Annotated in this window: 22 protein-coding genes; all 22 read right to left on the bottom strand. The window is 39.0% G+C overall.

The genetic code is table 11. The features are described 5' to 3' along the window. Positions 1-392: 392 nt before the first annotated feature. The gene (locus ACTQ1L_RS14205; RefSeq protein ID WP_441367845.1) at positions 393-1,541 is read right to left on the bottom strand and encodes a sensor histidine kinase; all 1,149 of its coding nucleotides are present in this window, start codon (positions 1,539-1,541) and stop codon (positions 393-395) included. 6 nt (positions 1,542-1,547) lie between these two features. After that, positions 1,548-2,219 (bottom strand): response regulator transcription factor, encoded by a 672-nt coding sequence (locus ACTQ1L_RS14200; protein ID WP_012743841.1) that lies wholly within the window; start codon positions 2,217-2,219, stop codon positions 1,548-1,550. Next, positions 2,219-2,410: a hypothetical protein gene (locus tag ACTQ1L_RS14195; RefSeq protein ID WP_441367844.1), complete on the bottom strand. Its 192-nt coding sequence runs from the start codon at positions 2,408-2,410 to the stop codon at positions 2,219-2,221. The genes ACTQ1L_RS14200 and ACTQ1L_RS14195 overlap by 1 nt, the downstream gene beginning before the upstream one ends. 112 nt (positions 2,411-2,522) lie before the next feature. Next, a complete protein-coding gene (locus ACTQ1L_RS14190; RefSeq protein ID WP_321110109.1) occupies positions 2,523-3,035 on the bottom strand; it encodes a hypothetical protein in 513 nt (170 codons plus the stop codon). Between the two features lie 98 nt (positions 3,036-3,133). Further along, a complete protein-coding gene (locus tag ACTQ1L_RS14185; RefSeq protein WP_441367841.1) occupies positions 3,134-3,784 on the bottom strand; it encodes an ATP-binding cassette domain-containing protein in 651 nt (216 codons plus the stop codon). Then, positions 3,784-4,155, bottom strand: coding sequence for a GntR family transcriptional regulator (locus ACTQ1L_RS14180; RefSeq protein ID WP_012743847.1), 372 nt, complete (start codon positions 4,153-4,155; stop codon positions 3,784-3,786). The genes ACTQ1L_RS14185 and ACTQ1L_RS14180 overlap by 1 nt, the downstream gene beginning before the upstream one ends. An 8-nt stretch (positions 4,156-4,163) precedes the next feature. Then, on the bottom strand, positions 4,164-4,841 hold the full coding sequence (locus tag ACTQ1L_RS14175) for a hypothetical protein (protein WP_441367839.1): 678 nt from the start codon (positions 4,839-4,841) through the stop codon (positions 4,164-4,166). Beyond that, positions 4,807-5,694, bottom strand: a complete 888-nt coding sequence (locus ACTQ1L_RS14170) for an ABC transporter ATP-binding protein (RefSeq protein WP_441367837.1) — start codon at positions 5,692-5,694, stop codon at positions 4,807-4,809. Before ACTQ1L_RS14170 ends, ACTQ1L_RS14175 begins: the two co-directional genes overlap by 35 nt. 274 nt (positions 5,695-5,968) lie before the next feature. Continuing rightward, a complete protein-coding gene (locus tag ACTQ1L_RS14165; protein ID WP_441367835.1) occupies positions 5,969-6,106 on the bottom strand; it encodes a hypothetical protein in 138 nt (45 codons plus the stop codon). A gap of 724 nt (positions 6,107-6,830) precedes the next feature. Beyond that, positions 6,831-8,963, bottom strand: coding sequence for an LTA synthase family protein (locus ACTQ1L_RS14160; RefSeq protein WP_441367833.1), 2,133 nt, complete (start codon positions 8,961-8,963; stop codon positions 6,831-6,833). A gap of 480 nt (positions 8,964-9,443) precedes the next feature. Further along, on the bottom strand, positions 9,444-10,292 hold the full coding sequence (locus ACTQ1L_RS14155) for an Mrp/NBP35 family ATP-binding protein (protein ID WP_012743855.1): 849 nt from the start codon (positions 10,290-10,292) through the stop codon (positions 9,444-9,446). A 255-nt stretch (positions 10,293-10,547) separates the two neighbouring features. Continuing rightward, positions 10,548-10,904 carry a DUF6897 domain-containing protein gene (locus ACTQ1L_RS14150; RefSeq protein WP_441367831.1) on the bottom strand — a complete coding sequence of 119 codons (357 nt, stop codon included), beginning with the start codon at positions 10,902-10,904 and terminating at the stop codon, positions 10,548-10,550. A 29-nt stretch (positions 10,905-10,933) separates the two neighbouring features. After that, positions 10,934-11,713: a DUF3169 family protein gene (locus ACTQ1L_RS14145; protein WP_321110116.1), complete on the bottom strand. Its 780-nt coding sequence runs from the start codon at positions 11,711-11,713 to the stop codon at positions 10,934-10,936. After that, complete coding sequence (locus ACTQ1L_RS14140) at positions 11,694-11,921, bottom strand: helix-turn-helix transcriptional regulator (RefSeq protein WP_321110117.1); 228 nt, start codon at positions 11,919-11,921, stop codon at positions 11,694-11,696. The genes ACTQ1L_RS14145 and ACTQ1L_RS14140 overlap by 20 nt, the downstream gene beginning before the upstream one ends. A gap of 84 nt (positions 11,922-12,005) precedes the next feature. Further along, positions 12,006-13,319, bottom strand: coding sequence for a Na+/H+ antiporter NhaC family protein (locus tag ACTQ1L_RS14135; protein ID WP_441367828.1), 1,314 nt, complete (start codon positions 13,317-13,319; stop codon positions 12,006-12,008). A gap of 48 nt (positions 13,320-13,367) precedes the next feature. After that, positions 13,368-14,189: a hypothetical protein gene (locus tag ACTQ1L_RS14130; RefSeq protein ID WP_441367826.1), complete on the bottom strand. Its 822-nt coding sequence runs from the start codon at positions 14,187-14,189 to the stop codon at positions 13,368-13,370. Next, positions 14,158-14,964 (bottom strand): hypothetical protein, encoded by an 807-nt coding sequence (locus ACTQ1L_RS14125; RefSeq protein WP_117714575.1) that lies wholly within the window; start codon positions 14,962-14,964, stop codon positions 14,158-14,160. The genes ACTQ1L_RS14130 and ACTQ1L_RS14125 overlap by 32 nt, the downstream gene beginning before the upstream one ends. Positions 14,965-15,135: 171 nt before the next feature. Then, entirely contained in the window at positions 15,136-15,276 is a 141-nt protein-coding gene (locus ACTQ1L_RS14120) for a hypothetical protein (protein WP_441367824.1), read from the bottom strand. 65 nt (positions 15,277-15,341) lie between these two features. After that, positions 15,342-17,039, bottom strand: coding sequence for an AAA family ATPase (locus ACTQ1L_RS14115; RefSeq protein ID WP_441367822.1), 1,698 nt, complete (start codon positions 17,037-17,039; stop codon positions 15,342-15,344). A gap of 83 nt (positions 17,040-17,122) precedes the next feature. Continuing rightward, positions 17,123-17,473, bottom strand: coding sequence for a hypothetical protein (locus tag ACTQ1L_RS14110; RefSeq protein ID WP_441367820.1), 351 nt, complete (start codon positions 17,471-17,473; stop codon positions 17,123-17,125). A 259-nt stretch (positions 17,474-17,732) separates the two neighbouring features. Continuing rightward, the gene (locus ACTQ1L_RS14105) at positions 17,733-18,437 is read right to left on the bottom strand and encodes a CPBP family intramembrane glutamic endopeptidase (RefSeq protein ID WP_441367818.1); all 705 of its coding nucleotides are present in this window, start codon (positions 18,435-18,437) and stop codon (positions 17,733-17,735) included. 501 nt (positions 18,438-18,938) lie between these two features. Beyond that, on the bottom strand, positions 18,939-19,733 hold the full coding sequence (locus ACTQ1L_RS14100) for a CPBP family intramembrane glutamic endopeptidase (protein WP_441367816.1): 795 nt from the start codon (positions 19,731-19,733) through the stop codon (positions 18,939-18,941). Between the last annotated feature and the right edge of the window lie 187 nt (positions 19,734-19,920).

Below are 19,920 nucleotides of genomic sequence, written 5' to 3'. Positions count from 1 at the left end.
GCTCCTTTACGATGATTTCAAAGTGTTATTTAAACTTCTATTTTTGTTACATTTATTTTAAATATGACGTCATAATCGGCTTCACAACTTACATTGTTGCTGCTTCATGTAATTATAATAACAAAAGGCCGGAATGTATGCTATCGAATCAGCTTACATTTCGACCTCGTATCTTACATTTTTGTAAGAAATGAGTCGATTTTACACCTGAGAAAGTCTCTGATGGTATATGAAAATCATCTCAATAATTTAAAACCGGAGGTGCACTTGCCGTATCGCTGCTTCTCACAGTGGTGTATGTCGCAGGTTCGATATACAATATGACAAAGAAACTTAATCTGGAGTAGCAAAAAGAGGGGCAAATTACCTTTTGCCCCTCATATCATTATATCCTAATCCCTCATATCTGCATAATCCAGATCAAACCCTATCCACACCTTAGTTCCTTTTCCAATCTCTGACTCCATGCGGATTGTATGCCCCAGCTTGTCTGCCATCTGCCTGCACAGATAAAGCCCAATTCCCGTAGCCTTCTTATCGGCATGACCATTGTAGCCTGTGTAGCCCTTTTCAAAAACGCGTGGCAGATCCTCGGCTTTGATTCCTATTCCGGTATCCTTTATTGTAATAAAAAACCGTTCTTTTTCCTCTGCAGTTTCTATTGTAACAACCCCCTGCGGTGTATATTTTATGGCATTTGAAAGTATCTGTTCCAGCATAAATGCAAGCCATTTTCCGTCAGTATATACCTCCTGCCCGGTTCCTGAATAATTTATCCCAATATGCCTTCGTATCATAATTTTTGCATATTTTTTAATGGTATCACGTATGACGCCATCCACACTGACTTTTTCAAGCACAAAATCATTTTCGGTGCTGTTCACACGCTGATACTGCAAAGCCATACTGACATATTCCTCTATGCGGAACAATTCGTCCTCAAACGAGTCCATGTTATCTGACAGCTCTGTGAGTACAGCCTGTTGTTTCAAAGCAGCATTTAATCCGGCAGCACCGATATTCCCACCGGTCATATCGCCTATATGGCACTGACTCTGTTCATCATCACATATAAGCTGCCCAAGCGCCTCCCGCTCTGCCTCAAGCAGTAGTTTCATAGCCGATATCGGGGTCTTTATCTGGTGCACCCACATAGAGTAATAATCTCTCATCTGTGATTGTCTGATTGCAGCACTGCTTTCTGACTCACTTCTTGCAATACTTTGATTTTCCAGCAGCCGATGATAAAGTATATCCACATCATCTGTTGCTTCCGGAAGCTGTGCCTGTTCCTCAACCGGACGCTTTAAAGCATTGCTTAGAGCTTTTACCTTGCTGCTATATCTGAAAAATCCAACCAAAACTGTTATCAGAAGAAGTATTGCATCAAGCACTGCCGCATACACCAGATCCTGTTTGCGCGCACCAATCAGGTACATGTAAAGCAAATGGATACATGACATTGTGACTATCATCAGAATCCATATATAGTTTTGTTTTATAAAATTTGTCAGATGCGGTTTGTTTTCTATTTTTGCCATGACCTCTCACCCCAGCCTGTACCCAAGCCCCTTTTTTGTGACAATAAAGCTCTCAAGCCCTATAGAATCCAGCTTTTTACGCAGCCTGTTGACATTCACCGAAAGTGTATTCTCGTCCACATACGCATCACTCTCCCACAGCTTTTCCATTAGAAGGCTGCGTGATACAATCCTTTCTTTGTTGTCAAAAAGTGTCTGCAATATTTTGAGCTCATTCTTTGTAAGCTCGAGCCTTTTATCGTCATAGGTTATGGTGGCATCAGATATATTGAGCATGGCGCCATTATGCTCCAAAACACTGTTGTTTGCGCCAAAATCATAGCAGCGCCTGATGATAGCCTGTATCTTTACGGTCAGCACATCGAGGTCAAACGGCTTTGCTATAAAGTCATCAGCCCCCATACTGACTGCCATCACTATATTCATATTATCTGCAGCGGATGACAGGAAAACCACAGGAACCTTTGATACCCTTCTGATTTCCGTACACCAGTGATACCCATTGTAAAACGGCAGACCGATATCCATAAGCACAAGCTGCGGATCAAACGATGCAAATTCTGACATTACAGCATCAAATTTCTGCACCACATGCACATCATAATCCCATTTTTCCAAATGTCTTCTGACAAGCTTTGCTATGGTCTCGTCATCCTCAACCAAAAATATTCTATACATTATTTTCCGCTTTCTTCCATGATAATCTCAGCCGCATCTATGATGAGCTGTGATGCCTTCATACGAAGTAAATCCGGCTTGAGTTCATCCTTTAAGCTATCCATAGTCTTGCCTGTCATCTGAAGATACTGCTCAGGGAATGAGAGGATGTTTGCCTTTAATCCTTTGTAATTTTCTAATACGATGTCCATGATTATACCTTTCTTTTATGTGTATCTATATCTGCTTAACGAAGCTGTTATATGCAAATAGTATACACTAGTTACCAAATAAAGCCAATAAAAACCCTTTTTATTGGCAGGCTTAATTTCTTACTGCCTTAAAGCACAGCCATCTATGCTCAGATTCCTTAAAAATCAAAAAACCAATTCCCACCATAACCGGTGTATACAGTCCCAAATCGAGCCAGCTTTTTACATGCCATCCATAAGATACCCCTCTCATAAGAATTGCTGAGAGCTGTCCAAGTATGACCGGTATCATAATATTTTTTCCAACTACTATAAGCTTTGCTTTTCTCAACTTTTTAAGGTCAACCGGCGAATATATATATTTCTCAAATATATTAACTTTTCTACCATTTTCCCATATATATGTAATGTATCTGGACTGTGCATAATACAATCCAAATGTAAAAAATACCACCATATTATAATAATAAAGATCAAATTCAGTATTCATTACACCACAAAATGCACCTGCGATTACCACAAAACCCATACCCATATTCATGAGGACATACGTTCCGCAGGTCTCAACTATCATGCGCTTTTTCCAATTGTCGTGCTCCGTTTTAATCAGGGTACTCATATTCATTTCACATCTCCATCTGTTTTCTATTGCGTGCTGTACGCATAATACAATTCATAAAATCATACTATTCTCATCTCAGTGTGACCGCCAGCAATTATAAACTACTCTAGCATCTCACGCATTGAATATTCTCCGTTCTTTACATCTATAACATAGTCTGCCACCCTCGACAAATCATCGTCCAGATGCGTGGCAAAGAGTATTGTCATCTCATACTCTGCCACAAATTCCTGCAGTAATTTTAAGAAGTCATCCCTGAACACCGGGTCTAGATTGGCAGTCGGCTCATCCATCAGAAGCACTTTGGGTCTGTATGCTGCCGCAAATGCAAACTGATACTTTATCATTTCTCCTGTAGAAAACGAGCACAATCTGCGTCTTGGGGAAAGCTCCAAATGTGCAAGCATCCTGTGATACTCCTCACTATCCCAGTTCTTATAAAATGGACTGTATATTTTTTCGTTTCCATTGGCATCCTGCGACAGGTAAAATTTCCTGTCCTGCGACACTATTCCTACAATCTCTTTTACCTTAGTCTTATTTTTTACAACATCAAGACCGTCTATGTATATTTTGCCCTTCATTTTGTCATACATTCCAAGCATCATATGAAGCAGTGTGGTCTTTCCCGCACCATTTTCTCCCTGTACACCTACAATGTAGCCCTTTGGTATTTCTAAATTTGCGGGCTTAATCACAAATTTTTTTAATTTTAAAGAGGCATTTTCTATTTTTATAATTATCTCATCCATTATTTTTCTCCCAATACACGAACCATATCTATTATATCCTTCAAGGTCATTCCGGCATTCTCACAATCTGCAAGCAGTTCTGACATCCTGTTCTCAAGATTCATCATCTGTTTTTCACGCAAAAGATCATTTTTCTGCTCGCACACGTAAAATCCACGCCCCGGCACCGACTCTATTACTCCTTCCTTTTCCAGCTCCTCATAAGCACGCTTTGTCGTAATCACACTGACTGCCAGCTCCTTTGCCAGCACTCTGATTGACGGCATGCCATCGCCTGCCTTAAGCTCACCGCTTACCACTGCATCGCGTATCTGATTTATAATCTGCTCATATATCGGCATACTAACTGTTGTTGAAATGACTATTTTCATACACACCTCTACGCAATTTTTTTGTCTTTTTTTGATTCAGCAAACTCGTAATCTGCCATACAGCGAACAATATCGTCATAATATTTTTTCCTGCAGGATACAATCATCGATATAAAAAACACACCTATCACTAAAGAAATTAATATCTGAACCAAATCCAGCGAGCTGTCATTCTGGTCATAGCTTGCGGCAACAACCACCGCAGACATAAACATGATTACATCAAATATCGTTAATCTGCCCGGATTCACGCTGCCTAGATAATTGTCAAATGAAGTACAATACAAAATACCTGCCATTACAAGCATCTCACACATATAATAGACTATTCCTGATACTGTCAGAGTCTTATCAGGGCTGATTATTGCCGTGATTAATATCGGTAAAAGCAGCACTATATACGACACACGGAATCTGTATTTGAACATTTTTTGTATATAATGCTGTCTTTGTTCTCTTGAATACGGAGCCAGATACATATACTGTGGCAATTCGAATGCGCTTCTATTATGATTGCTGAAAATGGAAAAAATGCTGATCATCAAATTGTATATATACATTACCTGATTCAGGCCTCCAAATGAGCCTTCTGTAATTCCAAGCCAGAATAATGGTATCATAACTATGGCCAAAACAAGCTCCCGCCTGCTGCTATCCAAAATATTTTTCCACAATATTTTCGGCATTTTCTTTTCCCCCTTTCACCAGATAATGTATCAGCTCCCTGATATCCGGAGTATGCTCTTGAAGCTCTCTGTCTACCAGAATACATTTATCCCTTATAACCATGGCAGTGGAGCTGTATGTGCCTTCTTCCATGTAAACCACTGCTTCCCTGGGTATCAGCTTACATTTATATACAGGTCCTGTAACTATCCGAAAATGCTCACACGCAGCATCCTTAGGCTTAAAAAACAACAGCCTCCCTGCCTGCATATATGCAATATAGTCTGCTATTCTGTCCAGATCCTCCGTAATATGAGAAGAAATAATAATGCTTTTTCCACCATCTGACACAAGCTCTGTACACAGCCTTAAAAAATCCTCCCTGAAGTGCTTGTCAAGCCCTGCAGTAGGCTCATCGAACAAAAAAAGCTTTGCTCCATACGACAGTGCAAATGCAAGCTGCGCTTTGATTTTCATACCTTTGGACAGTTTTTTGTATTTCTGCTTTCTATCAAGGTTAAATCTTTCAAGATATCCCAGATACATTTCCATATCAAACCGCACATACATCTGCCCATAGTATTTTCCGAGCTTTTCAAGATTTATATTCTCATCAAAAAATCCCTCATCACCTACTACCGCTATTACCTCCCTGGCGGCTGCCTCATCGCTGTTTAAATTGTGTCCATCTATCACTATGTCTCCTGTTGACCTATACAGTCCCATCAGGCAGCGTAAAAGAGTTGTCTTGCCTGCTCCGTTTTCTCCTACAAGGCCGCATATATAACCCTTTGGCAAATGAAACGATATGTTTTCCAGATGAAACCTGTCCTCCCCGGACATTTCCTTATCCAATTCATGAACTCTTAGCATAACTCTCTCCTTTGCTTTCCCACAATTAAAATAGGTGTGCATATACTGTATATATAAATATATACAGTATATGCACACCTTTGTCAAGATATATTCTAAATATTTATGTACTACGACCAATATTACAACTCAATCAGGAAAAGAAATGCCAAACCCGTGCACTCTATAAATTTGCGCACGAAAAAAGCACCTCACGGTGCCCTGATATATAAACAAGTATGCATTTGTGCACAGCAAAATACAGCACGGCGTAAGCCGATATTCCTTAATATGCCTACACTGTACCTCTAAAAGCTGTCCGGTGATGAATCCTTCCACGGACAGAATCCACTATGTCTGCCAATACAATACTCACTTGTATATCAGCACCGATGTTGTTCTTACTTCGCCCAAGACCATCACTACTGTCCATGAAATTCACCTCCATACTTAAAATCTAAAATTAATGTAATCATTAACCGTTGAAATTGTATCATCAATATACACAATTTTCAACCCATTAATTATATCATTAAAGGGTCAAAAGGTATCATCGATGCATGCTTGCATGCAATTCGATGTATACCTTAGTGACCCGCACTACACCGAGAAAGTAGCAATTTGCTGCGGAAACGCAGGAAATTAGCGGATTTCGAGGTGTAGTCAGATTACGGGAATGCGTAACATGTAGTAATCTGATTAATCATAAATGAGGGGCAAAATACCTTTTGACCCTCATATCATTATATCTTAAGACACACCATACCTACATTTTACAAGCACGAAGCGTAAGCACCGGGCGAAGACCGGTGCACACACGCGACAATTTTACCACAACGTAAGGGGCGTAGGTCCCGGGTCTCGGTGTGGAGTGGCGGCGTGTGCTCTCGTGTGAGCGCATAGTGAAGCTGCCTAGATACTGTAGAAATTATGCCCATGAAACGCAGAAATGCCCCGCCAAGGACGGCGGGGCAAGGAGTATATGCGCCATGGACGGCGCATATACTCCGGTTTCGTCAAGCATATAAACCCTAAAAAGCATAATTTCGTACAGAATCTTGGCTGCGAAGCGTAGCGAACGCGAGAGCACATGCCGCCACTCCACACTGGAACCCGAGACCTACGCCCCGTCCACCCAAGAAAAAATTCATTAAAATCTACTGGTTCTCTGTCGGTTCATCTGTCTCCGACTCACTGTCGTGCTCCACTGCAGGATCCACATATGTATACGCATTCTCAGACTTTCTGAAAATGGTATCACTAGATCCAACCTGGCACACAGTTATCTCATCACCATCACTGATGTCTTCCTTCTTGATAGCAAGCACACCTGCTGAGAGATAAGTCGAAGCCACCTTGGAGTCGTTGATATAAACCTTACTCCAGTTGGTAAAGTTGTGACCGTAAATATATACTGTATCACCGGTCGATGAATCAGACACATTTGTGATGTCCACCTTGTCAATTCCCATGACAAGATCTGAAGCCGGATATAAATCTGTGCCGTTGTAGCAGTAGCGCTTTCCATAAAGGATATCGTACTGTAACAGGTCAAGACCATCCTGATATGATGCCTCATCAGTACTATTCATATGAGTCTGATGATAGTTCATGATAGTTCCCTCATGGATACCTACAGTGTCTGTAGTCTGGGCAAGAAGCTGGTAAGCATAAAGGTCAGCATCCTCCTTTGGCAGTCCCATGTTGTTCCATGTAATGTACTTTGTCTTGTAGATATCACCTGACTTCATATCAGAATTCTGAAGTCCCATTGTAGGGAGGTGATCGCCAAACATAACAACGATGGTGTCCTCATCTCTCTTAGAAAGCTCATCTGTGAGCTCCTTGATGAAGCGGTCAGCCTCGTTGAGCTGGTTTACATAATATGTCCAGGCATTTTTCATGCCCTCGTCCTCAACACCTGATACGGTGTATGTAGGATTTTCAATAACAGGCTCCTTTGGATAGTCACCGTGAGTACCAACTGTGATGATATAAGTAAAATCAGACTGATCCGGTGTAGCATCAAAGGTCTTCATTGTCTCGCTGACGAGAATATCATCTGTAGGCCAGCTTCCGTTTGGAGTATACTCTGTGATATTCATGAGCTCCTTGCTGGTAAAGGTGTCAAAGCCCATCTGTGAAAATGCATTGGTACGGCTGTAGAAATTACCGCCGTTGTTGTGCACTACATGTGTTGCATATCCAATATTAGATAAATCAGAGGCAATGCTCTCGCAATCTGTCTGCTTTAAGATAGTCTTGTATGGATACTCTCCTGTACCGAAATACTGCATGCTGAGTCCTGTAAGCATCTCAAACTCTGTGTTAGCAGTTCCTGCTCCGACTACAGGTACAGTCAGATATCCGCTTGAATAGTTTTTCTCAAGCTCATGGAATGTAGGAATAGGATCCTCATTCACCTGAAGGAAATTAATCTCGTCCGGGTCACAGAATGACTCTAAAAGCACACAGATGATGTTTGGACCGGTCTTTCCGTCCACTGTGGTGGTCTGCTTCTGAGAATTGACCTTCTGCTCTACATCTTCCACATTCTGCTTATTGTAGTCCTCCGGCTTTTTCATTCCACGGTCAACTACGGTAGATGAGAATGAGTATACAAAGCCATAATCATCATAGCCCTGGGCGATGTTTGAATAGTAGCTGGCAACCACATTGGTATTCTGTGCCACATTGGTTGTGACAGGGATTGCCACGAAAAGCAGTGCTAAAAATGCCACTGAAATGCCTGCATAACGGATTTTTCCTGTATATTTAGGTCCCTTGATAAAAAGTGCCACAAGAAACAGTGCAAATGCACCAAGTCCAAATACAACTATTGTAGCCTGCTGCGCTGTGAAATAGCTGGTATTGTTCATGGCTAAAAGCTCCGGAATACACTTTAAATCAGTATAACCAAACGGTGTGACACGGTTTGAAAGCACACAGCCGTTGATGATTCCGAGGATAGTCCAAAAGCCTGTAATTATTACCCTTGCAAAAGCCCTGCGCCTGAACAGATACACAAGTGAAAATGATACAAACACTAAAAATGAGTTGTACATGAACGCAAGTGTATGTGCATCTACGAACTTACATGCAGAGATAAAGCTCCTGCGCGAGATAATCTCCACTATAAATACGATAGCCATAGCTATGATTGCATGGAATAAAAGCGAATATTTATTTAAAAAATCAATTCTGCGATAATATTTTTCTGAATGAATCTTGTCTTTCTTTACAAAGAGCTTTTGTTTAATGACATTCAATACATCAAATATTTTCTTCATATTTCCTCCTATTTGCCTTTCTTTTACCTTCTCTTTACTACATGATAATATAGACAAAAATATGCACAAAAACAAGGGCATTTTTTTATAAAAATTGACGTTAAAATTATTATTTTTGGGTAAATGTTGATAATAAAATTAACTCTTTTTACCTTTTTTGGTTGTTTTCGTAAATTTTGAGTATAAAAACTATTGTTTAATCCGTGGGTAATATGATTATAAGCCAAAGGAACGAAATGTAAATAGGGAAATCGCATATTTAAAGAAAGTTTAATATTTAATAGTGCGGGGCGAATGCCACGGATTCATGTGCCGCAGACCACACACCCAGCAGCTACACTATGCGATTAAGATTCTGTACGAATTATGCTTAAAGGTTTTCTATTAAATACAGGCATATATACCGCGCCCGGCGGATATATATGCCTGCTTCATAAAGAAATATTGTAACTATATAGATACTGAACAGATACAAAATATTTAAATGCGCTCAAGTACTTCGGTTGCTTTTGCGAGGTGGTCGTTTTCTATGCTGTAGAAATCACCCTTATCAGCGATAGCTGCATATGATGTATCGAGCGGCAGCTTGCCAAGTACCGGTACTGAAAGCTCTTTGGCGATCTCGTCTATATGGCTCTCTCCGAAAAGCTTTATCTCCTTGCCGCAGTCAGGGCATTTGAGATAGCTGAAGTTTTCTACCACACCAAGCACTGTGATATGCATTGCCTCTGCCATGTTGTAGGCCTTTTTGACAATCATATTGACAAGCTCCTGTGGTGATGTGACGATTACAATTCCATCTACCGGGAGGGACTGGAATACGGTGAGAGGTACATCTCCTGTTCCCGGTGGCATATCAACGAATAGATAGTCTATATCGCCCCATGCTGTCTCATTCCAGAACTGTTTTACCACTCCGGCAATGACTGGGCCTCTCCAGATAACCGGATCCTCCTCGTTGTCCATGAGGAGGTTTACTGAAATGAGCTTGATGCCCTCTTTTGTCTCATACGGATGCATCAGGCCGTTTTCGTCTCCGAGTATCTGGTCATGTGCGCCAAACATCTTTGGTATTGACGGTCCTGTGATATCGGCATCGAGGATACCTACCTTGTAGCCCTTCTTTGCCATGTTTACTGCCAGTGAGGATGTGACGAATGATTTTCCTACTCCGCCCTTTCCGCTGACAACTCCTATTACATGCTTGATATTTGAAAATTTATTCTGCTCTACGAGGAAGCTCTGTGGTCCGCCATTATGTGATGGACAGCCCTCGCAACTTGATTTTGTGCAGCTTCCCGCGCTGCTACAGCTACTGTTTTCCGGCATTTCTATCTCCTTTTCCTATGAGAAAGCAATTGTTGTATTTCACAAAATATATTTGCGATTGCGATTACTTCTCATATCCTGTGTTTATTTATGTGTTTATCGTTCATATTTCATACGACATCTATATAATGTAGTATAACACGTATGCAGTATTTTTTATGCTTTTTTTCAAAAACACCCCTATTCCCACCTGTTTAATCGTATTTATTTCGTGACTATTTCCCGGAAATTCAGCCACCTTTTCATGTTTTGTCACTACATATCCATAATCGTGCTACGTTTTCCCTTTTTATTATGTGGATATTCACGCAGCTTTACAACATAATCGAGATTCACTACCTGCATTCCATTTTTATTTTCCAACACAATTCCATTATCTGTAACTTCCTTTATTACTCCATCAGCTCTTCCATCCAATAAATTGATATAGACATCTTTTCCTATAAAACGTTCTGCTAATTCTCTCATAATTTTTCCTTCACTCCTTTGACTATTGTTTATTTTGCCTTTTTTCATAATTCTTTTTGCTGCATATCGTTTCCGTCTTTTCCACGGAAGATACAATATTATAATCATCAAAAGCAAATAATAAATGAACCATGTGTTATCCATAGCTTACCTCCCTACTGCATCAGGTCACCTTAAAGTACTTTAGAGCACTTTGCCGCAGCCCTGCAATATACACACTGGTTGACAAGCCATATCAGACAGACGACAAATGATGGCAAAAATCCTATATCAAACATCAAAGCACTTATTGCCAGAATAATGGATAGTGCGCCACATACTGAATTGGTCACCTTGAATGCCTCAAAGGCACATCTGCCTATCATTATTTTTTCTGCTTCATCGCAGCTGTCTACCCATTTCTTTTGAAATTTCAAGTCATATACCGAAGCAGTTTTCTCCGGATACATTATTTTGGTAATATCAACTACCTTTTGCTGGATGATTACCCCCTCAGCCAGTATTACCAGAAATGTCACAATTGCAAGCACATACATATTCAAATGTTTTTCAATCATTGCAAATCCCCCTGAATATGTTGCGCTGATAAGGAAAAATGCACATATCATTGCAATGCTGATTATCATGAGTACCGTATTAAGCTTCTTCTCTGCAATATCGCATATGGATTCATCCTCTCCATCCCATGCCAAAAGCAGCCTTTTTGTCTTTTGATAAACAGGTATAACCACTATCGGTGTGATGACGGCTATAGCAAGCAATATCCAGCTCGAAACATATTTGCCGAAAAATGCTCCCGCGCTTTTCATACTGCCTGCCAACCGGTCAACATCATATTTTGCGCAATAAAATCCAGCAATACCACCCACAATTGCTCCCACGAGTGCAAGAAGCAGAAATCCCGGCATAGCCTTACGGTTTGCTTCTTTAATCTCATTTCTCTCCATCTTCATCTTCCTCTTCCTCCTGCAAATAAAATACATCTTCAACTGTAACACCGCACACCTTTGCTATCGTCAGTGCCAGGGTAACTGATGGTGAATAGTCGCCTCTTTCTATAAGGCTGATTGTCTGTCTCGACACACCACACAGCCTGCCCATCTCCTGTTGATTGACATTCAGCGCGGCCCTGCGTTCCTTTAAACGATTCTTCAGTGTCATATAGCGCCTCCGTGTGACAATTATTTTTGTCTGTTTGACAACTTTATTTGTCATAATGTATTATATTCTTGTCATAAATGATTGTCAAGAGGGAACATCTTTTTCAACAACCAAAACAGCCACCAGCGAGCTTACCAGCAGAAACATCGGATAAAACAGATACGGCAATATATTAAAGGCTGACACCTCATGTCCCAGCTCATGCACTGCCGATATGGCCACGAGCATCTGCGCTCCATATGGTATCACTCCCTGAAAAATGCACGAAAATGTATCCAGTATAGACGCTGTTTTACGCGGAGTGATGCCGTATTTCTGAGCCATTTCCTTTGCTATCGGATTTGCCATAACTATAGCAACTGTGTTGTTGGCAGTGGCAATATCGATAAGTCCTACCAGAAGTCCCATACCGAGCAGTCCACCTCTTTTGCCCTTGAATGTCCGGTAAATTCCAGAAAGCAGGGCATCAAATCCGCCATATTCACGGATCAACGCACACATGGCTGCCACAAGCACTGCGACCATACAGGTTTCAAACATGCCTGACGCTCCACTTCCCATATTGGTAAGCAGATCGTATGGTGCTGTATTTCCTGTTGCGAGCATTATGACCGTTCCCGATAGGATTCCTATTATAAGCACTACAAATACATTTATTCCGGCAATTCCACCGAACAGCACGAGAATATACGGTACTATCTGCAACAGATGATATTCCTGCGATACAGCGCCCGCGATAACTGTCCTGAATGACAGAATTGCTATAACAACCAGCGTCATTACTGCCGCCGGAAGTGCAATAAAAAAATTCTCCCTGAATTTGTCCTTCATCTGACAGCCCTGTCCGTTACATGCGGCAATGGTCGTATCTGATATAAAGGAAAGGTTGTCTCCGAACATCGCGCCACCCATTACGGAGCCTATACAAAGCGGCAGACCAAAGCCCGATGCATCCGATACTGCTGCCGCTATAGGCACAATCAGTGTTATGGTTCCAACCGATGTCCCCATCGCAATAGACACAAAGCATGCCACAACAAAAAGCACCATCACCGCGAACCTTGCCGGTATCAGTGACAGCATGAAATATGCCACGCTCTCCGCACTGCTTCGACCTACTACACCCACGAACGCTCCCGCGGTAAGGAAAATGAGCAGCATTGTTATGATATTTTTGTCAGCTAGTCCCTGTGCCATTATCTCTAGCTTTTGGTCAAATTTCACACTACGATTCTGCAGACATGCCACCAGTATTGCCACGAGGAATGCTATTATGATGGGCACATTATAAAACCCCATCGGAATTTTCATTATATATTCAAAAAGTATTCCCAATCCCAGATACAGTACGAGAAATACTGCTATTGGTAACAGGGCTATTGGATTTTGTTTTTTCACGTTTATATGTTTCCTTTACATTTTTTTAGTATATTTCCATTAAACACTTTACCATTTATACCTCAGTATCTCACATTTGTCATACAGATTTCCTCTTACTGACTCCTTAATCGGTAATATATGCTTCTTTTTAACCATATAAGAAATATTTTGTCTGCTACATTCCAGAGTATTGCATACTTCCGTTGTATCCAGCATATTTTTTTTGGTAAATTTCTTGAAATCCTCAAGTGTAAGTGGCAGCGTTTCTTTCGCCCCATATAATGCCCATGCCGGAATGTCGATGGAATTGTTGAATGTAATATAATATCCACCAACCCCTATCTGTCCTGACTCATATAAACCTTTATGTCTGATTACCTTTGCGATATCATCTGCATCGACATTGTCAAGTGTTGCGATATCCACTTTTTTTACACAGCCATCATAAAAAAAGCACAGAAGCCGACCATTTCCTACTATTACACATTCTTTCAGATTTCTCTGTTGTCTTTCCTCAACAAACATTGGTACTTCATCTGTCTTTCTGATATAAAGGCTATCCTGTGAGCACCGTCCATCCGAAATCTCCAGAAACTGCATTTCGTCATATGATTTTAGATGATGTGTATTCAGTATATCACCTATATTCTGTCTTCCGCTGGGAATCACACGCTCCTTTATCCAACAAAAGCTCATATCCCGTGGAATAGTATATATCTTTTTCTTTATATATCCTGTAAAAAGCAATGGTGCATTCCACTCATCAAGATATTCAGGTAATTCTATAATGGCGGTACGTGATTTTTCATAATATAATAGCACCCCTGACAGAAGATCATTTTCCTCATCAATTATCTTAAAGATTTTCATATATTTTGTACCTTTCATATATCATGTTCCAAGCTTTTTCAATAAATTTATCCGAAACAATATCCTGAAGTCCATCAAAAATAAATGTTTTATCTTTCTCCTGCAGTTTTCCTGTAAAAAGCTCTTTCTTTCCTCCTACAATCTGCAAATTATCATAACACGAATATCCTCCGATAAAGTTCTGACATCTTTTATCTTCCATAATGTCAAATTTGTCTATATCCTGATCTGACATGCATGAATACATAAGCGATAATCCATGATCAAATAATGGAGCAATTCGAAGCGAATGTTCTCTGGTATTTCTCAAAATCTCTATATTAGCACCGTGTCGGTCTCTATTTAAAATCAGATAATCAATGACTATCATTTGGTCAATATATCTTTCCCAGCCACATCGCACACAAAAGTCATAATGCGATTCTCCTTTCCGCGCGTTAGCTCTATAATAATCATCCAATGCGATCTTGCTCTCTCCACGCTTTTTGAAATCCTCGGAAGCACATAAAAAAGTATTATATATTCTTCCCTCAATCTCTATATCAGCATGAATCAGCTCATAATTCAAATGCTCAACACCAAGTGTTGTCAGCAATCTGTCGACAATTATTTCATTTATGCACTCATGCCCTATAACTCCATTCACCGGATCAAAATTTGACAGCTTATAATATATTTTCTTATCTCCCATTATTGATTCTGACTTTAAAAAAGTGCCTGCTGTCCCGCTTGAACTTCTGATATGTGACCATTTTAAATAGGTTAAATCCTGTGTCTGTTTAATTATATCCATTTTTCCCCCATATAATTTATATCATCATATTGCTCTCGTTAAATAGTTTACAGTTATTATATATTTTTATTTTACTCTCGTCAAATATAATATATGTATTAAAAAAGGTTCATCTTGTTAATCAAGATGAACCAAACGTTTAAAAATTCTATTTGTTTATAAACTCCTTGCCTAATACTCAAATGAATCCTCAAGCTGATACTGTCTGTCTCCAATGCGTTCCATTTCATTTTTCATTTTCAGATTGTCCATTTCGCCGGTTTGACACACGTATGTAGGATCTATATAATATGTTGAATCATCTACTCTCATAGCAACCCATCCATGTGGTATGAGTGTACCATCTTATTTAATTGTACCAAAAACAGGATAAGCTGTTATTCCCCTATAACCACCTTACAGTCCTTCTTGAAACACGCTATTCCATACTTGATAAAATTGCGCATACCATCCTGCTTTAGCTTTGCCACATATTCTTTTTCTTCTATCTGCTCCAAAGCCTTGCTGCAGGCTGCATCCATATCACCATCCTCGGCGTATTTCAGTTCTATTACGATTCCTGTCCTGTTATCCGGTACCTCGACAAGAATATCACTATAGCCTGTTCCTGATTCTGCATTTGATTTTATGAGCCAGCTCGCCTTGTAGCCCAATAATCCTATGAGAATACCATGATAGAAATTTTCTTTTCTGACTTTTGCAGTGGCTGTATCCCTTATACTTATAGTATTCCAAAGGTAGTCACCAAAGAGCTGTTCTATTTTTAGTGTATCCTTATTCACAAACGCATTGCAAAATTCTTCGAGTGTCTTTCCGTCTCTTCGTGAAGTGTCACTGAACCACTCTCTGATCTTCTTTATGAAAAGGTTTCTGATCTCTTTATTCGGAATGACCAGACGGTATTTATCATCTTCCGTGCGCCCCTGATGTGTGAGATATCCTGTTGTAAAAAGCACACTCCATAGATTTTCTATATTTTTATCAAGCTCATCATATGTGAGTTCCTGCGATATTTCCCGCTCAACACTCTCACCTGCTATCAGACGTTCTATCTCGTTCTTAGTCTGCACATCAGCACGGTCTATAAATCTACGGACGATTGCGTTTCCGCTTGAATTTGACCAGAAATCCTCCGGCAAAGCGGTAGGATCTGCGCATAGACTTTTACAATAACGTACTACATCCCATGGACAGTATATATCTGTATTTCCAAAATGATAGCCATCGTACCACTCTTTTACCTCGGAATAATGGTCAGATAAATTGTAATCTTTAAGTATCTGCTTAACCTCTCCATCCGTAAATCCGAATGCTTCATCATACTGCGCATCCAAAATTGATAAAACTTCAAAATTATTTAAGCCTGTAAAAATGCTCTCTTTTGAAATACGCAGGCAGCCTGTCAGTACAGCAAACTGAAGATAGTCATTCGTCTTTAATGCCATTCCGAAAATACCCCTGATAAGCGAAACCATCTCCTTGTAGTATCCATTCTGAAATGCCTTATCAAGAGGGACATCGTATTCATCTATCAGAATGACCGTCTTTTTCCCATAATGCTTATATAATAAATGCGATAACATCTGGAGACCTGATACCAAAATATCATCATCCATGGAATATTTGCCATTATCTAATGCAATAAGTGCCTTATACTGCGCTTTTTCATTGTTAGACAGCCTATCACTTTCTGCTAAAAATTCGAATCGCTGGGCTTCTCTTCCTATGAGTTCAATAATACGATACCTTGCATCCGCGAACTTTAATCCCTCCACACTCTTTAACGATAAAAATATGACAGGGTATTTTCCCATGTGTTCTTGACACAATTCTTTATTCTGCGATATATACAGACCATCAAACAATGAGCTATCTGTGCCTATCTCAAAAAAAGCGCGCAACATGCTCATGTTAAGAGTCTTTCCAAATCTGCGTGGACGAGTGAAAAGACTTACCTCACTCCAGTTTTTCAAAATCTGCTCTATAAGCTTTGTTTTATCTAAATAATAAAAATCATATTTCCGAATCTTTTCAAAACTATCAATTCCCACCGGTAATTTTATCGTATTTACCATACAAGCCTCCAAAAAAAAATAATCCGCTGTACTATAAGTATAGTATAGCGGATTCAACGCTCAATTACAATTTATTATCCGGTTTATTCGCTCAGAAATTCAGCCACCTTTTCTATCTGCGCACTATTGTACTCCATGTATTCCAGATAATACTTTTTCACGGTCTCATTCTGCACTTCTTTTTTATAGAGCCACTGTCTTGTTTTAGCCTCCGGTGCAAACAGCACTGCCTGATATTGTGGAGAAAATATCTCATCAAGACTGCAGGCTGATTTGTCCAGCACGCAATTGTAGTCCATATTTTTTTCCGCAAAATGCCGATTCAATGCTTCCGCAAACTTTTTTGCTTTTCTCACATGGACAGCATATTCCACCGGATTATACGGCTCTCCTTCTATTACCGGCACCTGCCATACTAAAATACATTTTTTCATCTCTTTTGCTCCTTTCATTTTTTGCCAAATTTATATAGATATCTTTTATGGTCTTTTACACACTTTTTAACCCCATCTATTAAAAGCATTGTTTGCATTCCCATGCACCATCCTGCTAAACATACTACCACCATAAGAAAAAAAACAATATATATGTGCTATTTGGTATGATTTCGGTGCCATTTGACACAAACTACTGTTATGGTTAATTTATATCTAATAAATTTCCATCCCCAAACAAGCTTTTAAAATGCGGCATTCATTTATTAACCAAATACATTAAATTATGCATCAAATTGATGCTCATATGAGCTGCTATCCCAAAAACAACATTTCCTCTTTTTATATAAACCAGACAAAACGCGATTCCGGCTAATACATATTGTATTGCTTGCAGACAAAGCTCATTTAAACTTATTGCCCCTATAGATGGTATAAAATGCATTAATCCAAATAGCACTGATGATACAATCACTTTAATTATCAGACTTTTTTTGATAGAGCTGAATATAAACCATCTAAAAATCAGTTCTTCTAATATGGGTCCTATAAATGCAGAAAGAATCATAATAGCCCAATAATGTTCTTTCATTGTCATTCTGAGCGTAATTTCATTTATGCTTTGCTCATTATTTCCGGATGACAAGATAAACTGCATAATACCACCTAATATTGTAAACAATACTATTACAGTAAATGATTTGATATATCCCGAAGCTATTGATTTGACATCATACTGTCTTATCTCTTTTATATCTCTTAAAATCCCTGTTCCATAAAGGCTGAACAAAATAACTATAGCTATAAGATTCCATAAATAGTTTGTTATCAGATACGCATCCGAATAACTCATTGCTTCAAATACCGATTGTATAACAGGCAATATGATATATTTTTTTCCTATCAAGTACCAGGCCGGAAAGATTATCCAGCCAATATACCATTTATTGTTTTCTTTTTTCATTACCATTTCTGCTTTCATTGACTTTTATTCTGCAATGTTTCTTTTTTGAAATACAGAAAGAGCTATCAATGAACACGTAAGAATAACTATTGCTGAAGCGACCTCTCTTATATCTTGCATCACAATGACTAACGATAAAATTTCCAAAGTAATGCTGATGCAGCATGCAGTTCTAATGATTTTTGCGTTTTCATTTTTTATTTTATCATATGATAATTTCCCAACCCATACAAATAGGACACAGAACAGAACAACATCTAAATAATGTCCCTTTTTCACAATATTAAAGAAATGTAATATTCCCATCAAAAATGCAAAAAATCCAATAATTTGCATAGATAATGTATATTTTTTATGTTCTTCGAAATAACTATTTTTTATATTGGCATATATGTACCAATATCACCTCCTGTAAGGGCACCAGCTACATAGCCTCGATATAATGTTCAGCCAGAAAGTTTTCCTTTTGAAATACCATATCCATTTATATCTGATTTAATTTTAATATGCTATTGCATCCACACAACTAATAATCCAATAAACCATAAACATAATAAAACCAATTCCACAAAATTCCTTTTTGAAGTTGAATTTATTAACATTGGCTTCATCTTTAATAATAAACATTGTTTTGGCTTTAAGTATCACTATTATGGCAGCACTTATTACAAATATAATTTCTGTTAAAATTGTATATCTCCCGCTCGGTATATAACCCGATATTATCGCTCCAAATAAATTAAATGCCATATGCAGATAAATCGCATACCTTACTTTACCTGTAATAAGTACAATATTCGCACACACTATTCCCATAAAAATGGTATATAAAAACTGTTCCAGATTTGCATGAAGCATGCCAAAAAGCATACTGCTTATTAAAATTGCTGTAACCTTGCCATATGGAAGTAATTCTTCCAACAGCACCTTTCTGAATAATAGTTCTTCAAATACAGGCGAAATGATTACAACACATACAAGGAGTATCCATGCCGGTACATTTCCTATATAATTTTCAACAACACCCACATTTTCTGTATGAACCAGATATCGCTTAATAAACTCAAGTATAATATCCGTAATTCCTGACAATATTGTTGTGCCACCCAATAAAACGAGCAGATATCCGATGCCATCCCAAACCGAGAATTTTTTATTTAACGATATTTCATTTATATTGATTTTCCCGATTTCTTTAGTAAAAAGTCTGAAAAAATAAAAATATCCCACGCTGGCGATGCTACCACAGATAACCTTAATTGATTGCATATCCAGTGGTAAATTTAAAGTTTCCATAATAACTAATACTACACCGCTCAATATGCTTGACAACAACATAGATATAAGCAAAGCTCCACTTATTCGGCTAATTTTTTTGGCTCAATCACAAAACTTATGGGATTTAGGATTCCTCACATAATCAACTCTGCTCATATCAATGAGTTTTAAAAAGAAATACTCATCGTCAGGATATCCATACCCC

Source organism: Agathobacter sp. LCP21S3_B2 (assembly GCF_052118705.1).
In the GTDB taxonomy this organism is placed as follows: Bacteria; Bacillota; Clostridia; order Lachnospirales; family Lachnospiraceae; genus Roseburia.
This window is presented reverse-complemented; position numbering and strand designations above follow the sequence as displayed.

Bases quoted from the DNA above. Each gene is read 5' to 3' on its own strand.
- ACTQ1L_RS14205 (WP_441367845.1), bottom strand. From the start codon at position 1,541: ATGGCAAAAATAGAAAACAAACCGCATCTGACAAATTTTATAAAACAA.
- ACTQ1L_RS14200 (WP_012743841.1), bottom strand. From the start codon at position 2,219: ATGTATAGAATATTTTTGGTTGAGGATGACGAGACCATAGCAAAGCTT.
- ACTQ1L_RS14195 (WP_441367844.1), bottom strand. From the start codon at position 2,410: ATGGACATCGTATTAGAAAATTACAAAGGATTAAAGGCAAACATCCTC.
- ACTQ1L_RS14190 (WP_321110109.1), bottom strand. From the start codon at position 3,035: ATGAATATGAGTACCCTGATTAAAACGGAGCACGACAATTGGAAAAAG.
- ACTQ1L_RS14185 (WP_441367841.1), bottom strand. From the start codon at position 3,784: ATGGATGAGATAATTATAAAAATAGAAAATGCCTCTTTAAAATTAAAA.
- ACTQ1L_RS14180 (WP_012743847.1), bottom strand. From the start codon at position 4,155: ATGAAAATAGTCATTTCAACAACAGTTAGTATGCCGATATATGAGCAG.
- ACTQ1L_RS14175 (WP_441367839.1), bottom strand. From the start codon at position 4,841: ATGCCGAAAATATTGTGGAAAAATATTTTGGATAGCAGCAGGCGGGAG.
- ACTQ1L_RS14170 (WP_441367837.1), bottom strand. From the start codon at position 5,694: ATGCTAAGAGTTCATGAATTGGATAAGGAAATGTCCGGGGAGGACAGG.
- ACTQ1L_RS14165 (WP_441367835.1), bottom strand. From the start codon at position 6,106: ATGGACAGTAGTGATGGTCTTGGGCGAAGTAAGAACAACATCGGTGCT.
- ACTQ1L_RS14160 (WP_441367833.1), bottom strand. From the start codon at position 8,963: ATGAAGAAAATATTTGATGTATTGAATGTCATTAAACAAAAGCTCTTT.
- ACTQ1L_RS14155 (WP_012743855.1), bottom strand. From the start codon at position 10,292: ATGCCGGAAAACAGTAGCTGTAGCAGCGCGGGAAGCTGCACAAAATCA.
- ACTQ1L_RS14150 (WP_441367831.1), bottom strand. From the start codon at position 10,904: ATGGATAACACATGGTTCATTTATTATTTGCTTTTGATGATTATAATA.
- ACTQ1L_RS14145 (WP_321110116.1), bottom strand. From the start codon at position 11,713: ATGAAGATGGAGAGAAATGAGATTAAAGAAGCAAACCGTAAGGCTATG.
- ACTQ1L_RS14140 (WP_321110117.1), bottom strand. From the start codon at position 11,921: ATGACACTGAAGAATCGTTTAAAGGAACGCAGGGCCGCGCTGAATGTC.
- ACTQ1L_RS14130 (WP_441367826.1), bottom strand. From the start codon at position 14,189: ATGAAAGGTACAAAATATATGAAAATCTTTAAGATAATTGATGAGGAA.
- ACTQ1L_RS14125 (WP_117714575.1), bottom strand. From the start codon at position 14,964: ATGGATATAATTAAACAGACACAGGATTTAACCTATTTAAAATGGTCA.
- ACTQ1L_RS14120 (WP_441367824.1), bottom strand. From the start codon at position 15,276: ATGAGAGTAGATGATTCAACATATTATATAGATCCTACATACGTGTGT.
- ACTQ1L_RS14115 (WP_441367822.1), bottom strand. From the start codon at position 17,039: ATGGTAAATACGATAAAATTACCGGTGGGAATTGATAGTTTTGAAAAG.
- ACTQ1L_RS14110 (WP_441367820.1), bottom strand. From the start codon at position 17,473: ATGAAAAAATGTATTTTAGTATGGCAGGTGCCGGTAATAGAAGGAGAG.
- ACTQ1L_RS14105 (WP_441367818.1), bottom strand. From the start codon at position 18,437: ATGAAAAAAGAAAACAATAAATGGTATATTGGCTGGATAATCTTTCCG.
- ACTQ1L_RS14100 (WP_441367816.1), bottom strand. From the start codon at position 19,733: ATGGAAACTTTAAATTTACCACTGGATATGCAATCAATTAAGGTTATC.